Raw genomic sequence first — 9323 nt, 5'->3', positions numbered from 1 at the left:
GAGATCCTGGGGCCGCTGCACGGCCCTATCGCGACGCAAGGCCGCTCCCACAGGGATCTGAGCTGCGCCAGCTTTTAGAAATTGAGCAAGACAGTTGCGTCAGCCAGCCCGGTGCAGCGCCAGGCAGTTATCCAGCATCCGGTTGCTGAACCCCCACTCGTTGTCATACCAGGCCAGCACCTTGAGCATCCGCCCGTTGGCCCGGGTATGGTTGGCATCGAAGATCGACGACAGCGGGTTGTGGTTGAAATCGCAGGAAACCAATGGCAGGGCGTTGTAGCCCAATACCTTGGAGTGCTTGCTGGCCTCGAGGAACAGCTGGTTGACCTGCTCGGCCGTGGCCTCGCGCTTGAGGTTGACGGTGAGGTCCACCAACGACACGTTGATGACGGGCACCCGCACCGCCATGCCGGTCAGCTTGCCGGCCAGCTCCGGCAGCACCAGGCCCACGGCCTCGGCGGCACCGGTCTTGCTCGGGATCATCGACTGGGTGGCTGAACGCGCGCGGTACGGGTCGCTGTGGTAAACGTCAGTCAGCACTTGGTCGTTGGTGTAGGCGTGGATGGTGGTCATCAGGCCTTGCTCGATGCCGAACTCCCGGTGCAGCACCTGGGCGATCGGCGCCAGGCAGTTGGTGGTGCAGGAAGCATTGGAAATGACCTGGTGCGAGGCCCGCAGGATGTCGTGGTTGACCCCGTACACCACAGTGGCATCGGCACCCTTGGCCGGAGCCGAGACAATCACCTTGCCCGCCCCGGCGGCCAGGTGCGCAGCGGCTTTGGCGCGGTCGGTGAACAGCCCGGTGCACTCGAACACCACGTCGATCGCCTCGGCCTTCCAGGGCAGTTCGGCCGGATTGCGAATGGCACTGACCGCGATACGGTCACCGTTGACCGTCAGGCTTTCGTGGTCGGCCTCGACGGTCGCGTCGAAGGTGCCGTGGACACTGTCGTACTTGAGCAGGTGGGCATTCATGGCGCTGTCGCCCAGGTCGTTGATGGCGACGACCTGCAGGTCCTGGCGGTAGCCTTGGGTATACAGTGCGCGCAGGACATTGCGCCCGATTCGGCCGAATCCATTGATGGCGATACGAAGGGTCATGGCAGTACCTCTGGCAGTTCGAGTGAAACCTGTGGCACAAAGGAGCTTCACTGAAACGGTTTTGTTGTTGGAATTACAAGATTATTCACTGGCTGATAGAAAACAAGCCTTTTTAGTGGCAGTATTTTGTTTAAATATACAACGAGTGGTTGGGCGACGTGCCTCCACCGATGCAGCGGGCTCCTAACCATGAGCCTAGGCCGCAATCGTTTGGAGGGGAAATGCCCGGTAAACCGCCCTTACAATTAGCCTGGAGTCCAGTACATGCATCCGCGCATCCTTGAGGTCACCCAGCGGCTGGTCGAACGCAGCCGCGCCACCCGCGAACGCTACCTGCAACTGATTCGCGGTGCGGCCAGTGAAGGCCCCATGCGTGCCAGCCTGCAGTGCGCCAACTTCGCCCACGGCGTGGCCGGTTGCGGCAGCGAAGACAAGCAGACTCTGCGCCTGATGAACGCGGCTAACGTGGCCATCGTCTCTGCCTACAACGACATGTTGTCTGCCCACCAGCCTTACTTGCACTTCCCCGAGCAGATCAAGCAGGCCCTGCGCGAGGTCGGCTCGGTCGGCCAGTTCGCCGGTGGCGTGCCGGCCATGTGCGACGGGGTGACCCAGGGCGAGCCGGGCATGGAGCTGGCGATCGCCAGCCGTGAAGTGATCGCGATGTCCACGGCGGTAGCGCTGTCGCACAACATGTTCGACGCAGCACTCATGCTGGGCATCTGCGACAAGATCGTCCCCGGGCTGATGATGGGCGCGCTGCGCTTTGGCCACCTGCCGACCATCTTCGTCCCGGGTGGGCCAATGGTTTCCGGCATCTCCAACAAGCAGAAGGCCGATGTGCGCCAGCGCTATGCCGAAGGCAAGGCCAGCCGCGAAGAGCTGTTGGAGTCCGAGATGAATTCCTACCACAGCCCCGGCACCTGCACCTTCTACGGCACCGCCAACACCAACCAGTTGGTGATGGAAGTGATGGGGCTGCACCTGCCGGGCGCCTCGTTCGTCAACCCGTACACGCCGCTGCGTGACGCACTCACCGCCGAGGCTGCGCAGCAGGTGACGCGCATGACCAAGGCCAGCGGCAGCTTCATGCCGCTGGGCGAAATCGTCGACGAGAAGGCACTGGTCAATTCCATCGTCGCGCTGCACGCTACCGGCGGCTCGACCAACCACACCCTGCACATCCCGGCGATTGCCCAGGCTGCGGGTATCCAACTGACCTGGCAGGACATGGCCGACCTTTCCGAAGTGGTGCCGACCCTGTCGCACGTGTACCCCAACGGCAAGGCCGACATCAACCACTTCCAGGCTGCCGGCGGCATGGCCTTCCTGATTCGTGAACTGCTCGACGCCGGCCTGCTGCACGAAGATGTCAACACCGTGGCCGGCCATGGCCTGCGCCGCTACACCCAGGAACCCTTCCTCGACAATGGCAAGCTGGTGTGGCGCGAAGGGCCGCAACACAGCCTGGACGAAAGTATCCTGCGCCCAGTGTCGCGACCATTCTCGGCCGAAGGCGGCCTGCGGGTGATGGAAGGCAACCTCGGCCGTGGCGTGATGAAAGTGTCTGCCGTCGCCCCCGAGCACCAGGTGGTCGAGGCCCCGGCGCGGGTGTTCCAGGATCAGCAGTCGTTGGCCGACGCGTTCAAGGCCGGTGAGCTGGAACGTGACTTTGTCGCGGTGGTGCGCTTCCAGGGCCCGCGTTGCAATGGCATGCCGGAACTGCACAAACTCACCCCGTTCCTCGGTGTATTGCAGGACCGTGGCTACAAGGTTGCGCTGGTTACCGACGGGCGTATGTCCGGTGCCTCGGGCAAGATCCCCGCGGCCATCCACGTTTGCCCGGAGGCTTACGACGGCGGCCCGCTGGCGCGGGTGCGCGATGGTGATATCGTGCGGGTCGACGGAGTCGAAGGCACGTTGCGGATCATGGTGTCGGCCGAAGAACTGGCCAGCCGTGAGCTGCCGCCGGCCCCCCTGGGCAACGACCTGGGGTGTGGGCGCGAGCTGTTCGGCTTCATGCGCATGGCGTTCAGCCCGGCAGAGCAGGGCGCCAGTGCCTTTACCTCGGCCCTGGAGCACCTCAAATGAAGCACCTGCTGGTTGGTGATATTGGCGGCACCAATGCCCGTTTTGCGTTGTGGCGTGACAACCAGCTGCATGAGGTAAACGTTTTCGCCACCGCGGACTACACCAACCCCGAGCAGGCCATCGAGGCCTACCTGGAAAGCCAAGGTATCGCCCGTGGTGGCCTGGCGGCGGTGTGCCTGGCGGTGGCCGGCCCGGTCGATGGCGATGAATTTCGCTTCACCAACAACCACTGGCGCCTGAGCCGCACGGCATTTTGCAAGACCTTGCAGGTCGAGCGACTGTTGCTGATCAATGATTTCACCGCTATGGCGCTGGGCATGACGCGTCTGCGCGAAGGCGAGTTCCGCGAGGTGTGCCCCGGCCAGGCCGACCCCTTGAGGCCGGCACTGGTGATCGGTCCAGGTACTGGCCTGGGTGTGGGCTCGCTGCTGCGTCTGGGCGAACAGCACTGGAAGGCCCTGCCGGGTGAAGGCGGGCATGTTGACCTGCCGGTAGGCAATGCTCGCGAAGCGGCAATCCACCAGCAGATCCACAGTCAGATCGGCCATGTCAGCGCCGAGGCCGTGCTCAGTGGGGGGGGGCTGGTGCGGTTGTACCAGGCGATCTGTGCGCTGGACGGCGACACGCCCAGGCACAAGACCCCGGCGCATATCACCGACGCCGCACTGGGCGGTGAGCCACGGGCGCTGGCGGTGGTCGAGCAGTTCTGTCGTTTCCTTGGGCGCGTGGCGGGTAACAATGTGCTGACGCTGGGCGCGCGAGGCGGGGTCTATATTGTGGGCGGTGTGATTCCGCGCTTTGCCGAGCTGTTCCTGCGTAGCGGGTTTGCCGCGAGTTTTGCCGACAAGGGGTGTATGAGTGGCTATTTCACCGGGGTGCCGGTGTGGCTGGTGACGGCGGAATATTCCGGGTTGGAGGGGGCAGGGGTAGCGTTGCAGCAGGCGTTGGATCACTGATGGAGCCGCTTTGCGGCACCAATGGCACTACCCGACAGCAGGCAAGAAGACCTGCAATCAACAAGAGGAAGGACCACCTTGAGCACTGCCGGCAAATCGATCCTGATGGTCGACGACGACCAGGAAATCCGTGAACTGCTGCAAACCTACCTGAGCCGCTCCGGCTTCCAGGTGCATGCCGAAGCTGACGGCAAGGGCTTTCGCCACGCGCTGGAAACCACGCCCTGCGACCTGGTCATTCTTGACGTCATGTTGCCCGACGAGGACGGCTTCAGCTTGTGCCGCTGGGTACGCCAGCACCCACGCCAGGCGCGCGTACCTATCATCATGCTCACCGCCAGCTCTGACGAGGCCGACCGTGTCATCGGCCTGGAGCTGGGCGCTGACGACTATCTGGGCAAGCCGTTCAGCCCCCGCGAACTGCAAGCGCGAATCAAGGCTTTGTTGCGCCGCACCGAGTTCGGCCAGACGGCGCCGGGCAGCGCCGTGCTGGCCTTCGACGACTGGCGCCTGGACACGGTCAGCCACCGCCTGTTCCACCGTGATGGAGAGGAGGTGATCCTCTCTGGCGCCGACTTTGCGCTGCTCAAACTGTTCCTCGATCACCCGCAGCAAATCCTCGACCGCGACACCATCGGCAACGCCACCCGTGGCCGCGAACCGATGCCGCTGGACCGCATCGTCGACATGGCGGTCAGCCGTCTGCGCCAGCGCCTGCGCGATACCGACAAACCTCCCCGGCTGATCCGCACCGTGCGTGGCAGTGGCTACTTGTTGGCGGCGCATGTCTGCTGTGCGCCCTGAGCGGCGCTGGCGCCTGCTGCCGCGCTCCTTGCTGGGGCGCATGCTGCTGCTGACCTTGCTGGTTGTCCTGCTGGCCCAAGGGTTGTCCAGCATCATCTGGGTGTCCCAGCTGCGCGCCAGCCAGCTTCAGGGGCTGCGTGCCAGCGCCAGCAGCCTGGCCCATTCCATGAGTGCCAGCGTCAGTTACTTCCGCTCGCTGCCGGTGGCCTACCGGCCGCTGGTGCTCGACCAATTGCGCAGCATGGGCGGCACGCGTTTCTTCGTGTCGCTCAACGCCACACCGCTGGACATGCAGGCACTGCCCGTCACCCCTCGCAAGCAAGCGGTGATCGATGTATTCCAGCAGGTGCTGCACGAGCGCCTGGGTTCGCAGATGGAAATTTCCGTGGAGTTTGTCGGGCCTGACGACCTGCGCATCTTCAACAGCGGCCTCAAACTCGACGAGCTGCCGCGCTCATGGGCCCATTATTCGCTGACCCTGGAGCCGCTGAAACCCCCGGTACTGGTCACGCAGATCCGCTTGGGCGAGGGCGAATGGTTGTACATCGCCTCACTGTTGCCCGAACCGTACACGGGGCTGGAAGCCGAACGCCTGCCGCGCCAGCAGATCGGCTTCATCGTGCTGACCACGGCCTTGCTGTTGCTGTTCATCGGCTTGCTGGTGCATTGGCAAAGCTGGCCATTGAAGCGCCTGGCGCGGGCCGCCCGAGAGATGTCGCTGGGTGCCGATGTGGCGCCAGTGGCTGAAGCGGGCGGCAGCGAAGTGGTCGAGGTGAGCCGGGCATTCAACAGCATGCGCGAGCGTATCAGCCGTTACCTGACCGAACGCAGCCAGCTGTTCAGCGCCATTTCCCACGACCTGCGCACGCCGATCACGCGCCTGCGCCTGCGCGTCGAACTGCTGGAAGACGAGCGATTGCAGGCCAAGTTCAGCCAGGACCTGGACGAGCTGGAGTTGCTGGTCAAAGGCGCCTTGCAGTGCGTGAAGGACACCGACATCCACGAAAACATCGAGCCGGTCGACCTTAACCAGGTGCTGGAGATTTTGGCCGAGCCTTACCTGGGCGATGGTCGCATCACCGTCGAGGGCCAGGCGTTGGCGCCTTACCCGGGCAAGCCGCTGGCGTTGCGTCGTTGCATCGGCAACCTGATCGATAACGCCATCAAATACGGCGAGCGGGCGCGGCTGCGCATCATCGACGGTACAGAGGGCTTCGTGTTGCAAGTGGACGATCAGGGGCCGGGGGTGCCGCAGCAACAGTTGGAGCAGGTGTTCGAGCCGCATTTCCGTCTGGCCGGGCAGCAGCAGGGCTATGGGCTGGGGTTGGGCATTGCGCGCAACATCGCCCATAGCCATGGGGGCGAGGTGAGCTTGCTGAACCTGCGTGAGGGCGGGCTGCGAGTGACCCTGTATCTGCCGCGGGGTATGGATTGAATTTTTGGGGTGCCTGTGCGGGCCTCTTCGCGGGTGAACCCGCTCCTGCGACGCAAACCTGACTCGGCCGTTGTAGGCGCGGGTTCACCCGCGAAGAGGCCCGCACAGGCACCCCAAATGTCACTGACCGGTGACAATCCCGTCGTCCTTCGTGACATCCGCCATGACCCCGCTGGCTAGAATTCGCAAACGACTGGCAAGGATCAAGCTGGCCCATGAACACCCTCAACCTGCCGCCCACCAGCTGGCTCAACGCCCCGGCCCATACCGCCTGGCGCCTGGCCGAAGCACAGCGCCTGCTGGCATTCGCCAAAGCTGCGAAACTGCCTGACGGCTTTGGCAACCTGGATGCCAAAGGCCAGCTCGCTCCCGGCGCCTGCGCCGAAACCATGAACACCGCGCGAATGACCCACTGCTTCGCCCTGGCCCATCTGCAGGGCATTCCCGGCAGCCTGGCCTATGCCGAACACGGTGTGGCTGCCCTGCGTGGGGCCATGCAGGACGCGAGCTACGGTGGCTGGTTCGCCCACCCCGGCGGCCAGGAAGACAGCGGCAAGGCCGCCTACCTGCATGCCTTCGTCGCCCTTGCCGCCAGCTCTGCAGTGGTGGCCGGTGCAGCCGATGCCCAGCTGTTGCTGGCCGATGCGACCGAGGTGATCGAAACGCACTTCTGGAGCGAAGCCAAGGGTGCCCTTCGAGAGACCTTCTCTCGCGCATGGCAACTGCCTGAGCCATACCGTGGCGCCAACAGCAACATGCACGCGACCGAGGCATTCCTGGCCCTGGCCGATGCCACCGGCAACAGCCTTTGGCTGCAACGCGCCTTGCGCATTGCTGAGCGCATTATCCATACCCATGCCGCCGCCAACGGTTATCGGGTCATCGAACATTTCGACGCCCATTGGCAGCCGCTGCCGGATTACAACCGCGAGCACCCCGCCGACCACTTCCGGCCCTATGGCACTACGCCCGGGCATGCCATGGAGTGGGCACGGCTCCTGTTGCACCTGGAGGCCAGCCTGCAACGGGCCGGGTTGTTCGCCCCGCAGTGGCTTCCAGACAGTGCCTGCAGATTGTTCGATGCCGCCTGCCAGCATGCCTGGAACGTCGATGGCGCTGCAGGTTTCGTCTACACCCTGGACTGGGCCAATCGCCCGGTGGTGCATGCACGCCTGCACTGGGTGCACGCCGAAGCTTGTGCCGCAGCAGCAGCCTTGTTGCAGCGCACCGTCGAAGCTCAGTACGAGCAGTGGTACCGCAACTGCTGGGGCTTAATCGCCAACCATTTCATCGACCCTGTCGCTGGCAGCTGGCACCACGAACTCGATGCCCGCAACCGGCCAGCGGGGACCATCTGGCCGGGCAAGCCCGACCTCTACCACGCCTACCAGGCGCTGCTGCTGCCAGGCTTGCCGCTGGCACCCAGCCTGGCCAGCAACCTGGCCAGCTCCAGCTATGTAACCAGATGATGACATTCACGCATCGCTTCGTTACCTGACGAGGCGGGCACGCTGTTTAGACTTCATGCTACGCAAGCGATCGACTTGCACGGCATAACAACAAGAAAGGTGCTCCGATGAATTCCACGCTCCGTCTCGCTGCCGCAATCTCTCTGGCTTCTTTACTTCCTTTGGGGGCTTCGGCTGCCGAACCCAAAGGCAGTGTCGAGGTCGTGCACTGGTGGACCTCTGGCGGTGAAAAGGCGGCGGTCGATGTGCTCAAGGCGCAGGTCGAGAAAGACGGCTTCACCTGGAAGGACGGCGCTGTTGCCGGTGGTGGTGGTGCCACGGCCATGACCGTGCTGAAAAGCCGCGCCGTCGCAGGCAACCCGCCCGGTGTCGCGCAGATCAAAGGCCCCGACATCCAGGACTGGGCGGCCACCGGCTTGCTTGATGCCGATGTGCTCAAGGATGTGGCCAAGGCCGAAAAGTGGGACTCGCTGCTCGACAAGAAAGTGGCCGACACCGTGAAGTACGACGGTGATTACGTTGCTGTACCGGTGAACATCCACCGCATCAACTGGTTGTGGATCAACCCCGAGGTGTTCAAAAAAGCCGGCATCGACAAGGCGCCTACCACCCTCGACGAATTCTACGCCGCCGCCGACAAGCTCAAGGCGGCCGGCTTCATCCCGCTGGCTCATGGTGGCCAACCCTGGCAGGACAGCACCGTATTCGAAAGCGTGGTGCTGTCGGTGATGGGCGTCGATGGCTACAAGAAGGCCTTGGTCGACCTCGACAGTGCAACGCTGACCGGGCCGCAGATGGTCAAGGCGCTGACCGAGCTGAAAAAGGTCGCCACCTACATGGACCCGGACGGCAAGGGCCAGGACTGGAACCTGGAAGCCGCCAAGGTCATCAACGGTAAGGCCGGCATGCAGATCATGGGCGACTGGGCCAAGAGCGAATGGACCCTGGCGAAGAAAACCGCCGGCAAGGATTACCAGTGCGTGCCGTTCCCCGGTACCGACAAGGCCTTCCTGTACAACATCGACTCGTTGGTGGTGTTCAAGCAGAACAACGCTGGCACCTCTGCTGGTCAGCAGGACATCGCCCGCAAGGTGTTGGGTGAGGACTTCCAGAAGGTCTTCAGCATCAACAAGGGTTCGATCCCGGTACGCAACGACATGCTTGCCGACATGGGCAAGTATGGTTTCGATGCCTGTGCTCAAACCTCCGCCAAGGACTTCCTGGCTGACGCCAAAACGGGCGGCCTGCAACCGAGCATGGCGCACAACATGGCCACCACGCTGGCTGTGCAGGGTGCGTTCTTCGATGTGGTGACCAACTACATCAACGACCCCAAGGCCGACCCGGCCGATGCGGCGAAGAAGCTGGCGGCGGCGATCAAGGCTGCCCAGTAACGGCTGTTCGCGGGCACGCCCGCTCCCAGATGGGCCCTGCTCACCACTGTTCCTGGTCATGACGCCGGACCTG

At 63.6% G+C, this 9323-nt stretch carries 7 protein-coding genes; 6 read left to right on the top strand and 1 reads right to left on the bottom strand.

Annotated elements, in window-relative coordinates:
* Positions 1 to 99: 99 nt before the first annotated feature.
* Positions 100 to 1101 (bottom strand): type I glyceraldehyde-3-phosphate dehydrogenase, encoded by a 1002-nt coding sequence (gap, locus tag ACF8Q6_RS22950; protein WP_003255058.1) that lies wholly within the window; start codon positions 1099 to 1101, stop codon positions 100 to 102.
* 264 nt (positions 1102 to 1365) lie between these two features.
* On the opposite strand from gap, the gene edd reads away from it, so the two are divergent.
* The 6 genes from edd (at position 1366) to ACF8Q6_RS22920 (ending at position 9250) form a co-directional block, all read left to right on the top strand.
* Positions 1366 to 3192, top strand: coding sequence for a phosphogluconate dehydratase (gene edd / locus ACF8Q6_RS22945; protein WP_392493862.1), 1827 nt, complete (start codon positions 1366 to 1368; stop codon positions 3190 to 3192).
* Complete coding sequence (locus tag ACF8Q6_RS22940; protein WP_392493861.1) at positions 3189 to 4148, top strand: glucokinase; 960 nt, start codon at positions 3189 to 3191, stop codon at positions 4146 to 4148. Before edd ends, ACF8Q6_RS22940 begins: the two co-directional genes overlap by 4 nt.
* Positions 4149 to 4226: 78 nt before the next feature.
* Complete coding sequence (gene gltR / locus ACF8Q6_RS22935; RefSeq protein ID WP_014589861.1) at positions 4227 to 4952, top strand: two-component system response regulator GltR; 726 nt, start codon at positions 4227 to 4229, stop codon at positions 4950 to 4952.
* Complete coding sequence (locus tag ACF8Q6_RS22930) at positions 4933 to 6387, top strand: ATP-binding protein (RefSeq protein WP_012051349.1); 1455 nt, start codon at positions 4933 to 4935, stop codon at positions 6385 to 6387. The genes gltR and ACF8Q6_RS22930 overlap by 20 nt, the downstream gene beginning before the upstream one ends.
* Before the next feature lie 215 nt (positions 6388 to 6602).
* Positions 6603 to 7856: an AGE family epimerase/isomerase gene (locus ACF8Q6_RS22925; protein ID WP_392491168.1), complete on the top strand. Its 1254-nt coding sequence runs from the start codon at positions 6603 to 6605 to the stop codon at positions 7854 to 7856.
* Positions 7857 to 7963: 107 nt separating this feature from the next.
* On the top strand, positions 7964 to 9250 hold the full coding sequence (locus ACF8Q6_RS22920) for an ABC transporter substrate-binding protein (RefSeq protein ID WP_392491169.1): 1287 nt from the start codon (positions 7964 to 7966) through the stop codon (positions 9248 to 9250).
* Positions 9251 to 9323 lie beyond the last annotated feature (73 nt).

Source organism: Pseudomonas sp. GLN_2 (assembly GCF_043106005.1).
Lineage (GTDB): Bacteria > Pseudomonadota > Gammaproteobacteria > Pseudomonadales > Pseudomonadaceae > Aquipseudomonas > Aquipseudomonas alloputida.
The sequence above is the reverse complement of the archived record's forward strand: the minus strand, read 5'-3'. Positions and strand labels throughout refer to the sequence as shown.

Coding starts and splice junctions, on each gene's coding strand:
- gap (WP_003255058.1), bottom strand. CDS start 1,101: ATGACCCTTCGTATCGCCATCAATGGATTCGGCCGAATCGGGCGCAAT.
- edd (WP_392493862.1), top strand. CDS start 1,366: ATGCATCCGCGCATCCTTGAGGTCACCCAGCGGCTGGTCGAACGCAGC.
- ACF8Q6_RS22940 (WP_392493861.1), top strand. CDS start 3,189: ATGAAGCACCTGCTGGTTGGTGATATTGGCGGCACCAATGCCCGTTTT.
- ACF8Q6_RS22930 (WP_012051349.1), top strand. CDS start 4,933: ATGTCTGCTGTGCGCCCTGAGCGGCGCTGGCGCCTGCTGCCGCGCTCC.
- ACF8Q6_RS22925 (WP_392491168.1), top strand. CDS start 6,603: ATGAACACCCTCAACCTGCCGCCCACCAGCTGGCTCAACGCCCCGGCC.
- ACF8Q6_RS22920 (WP_392491169.1), top strand. CDS start 7,964: ATGAATTCCACGCTCCGTCTCGCTGCCGCAATCTCTCTGGCTTCTTTA.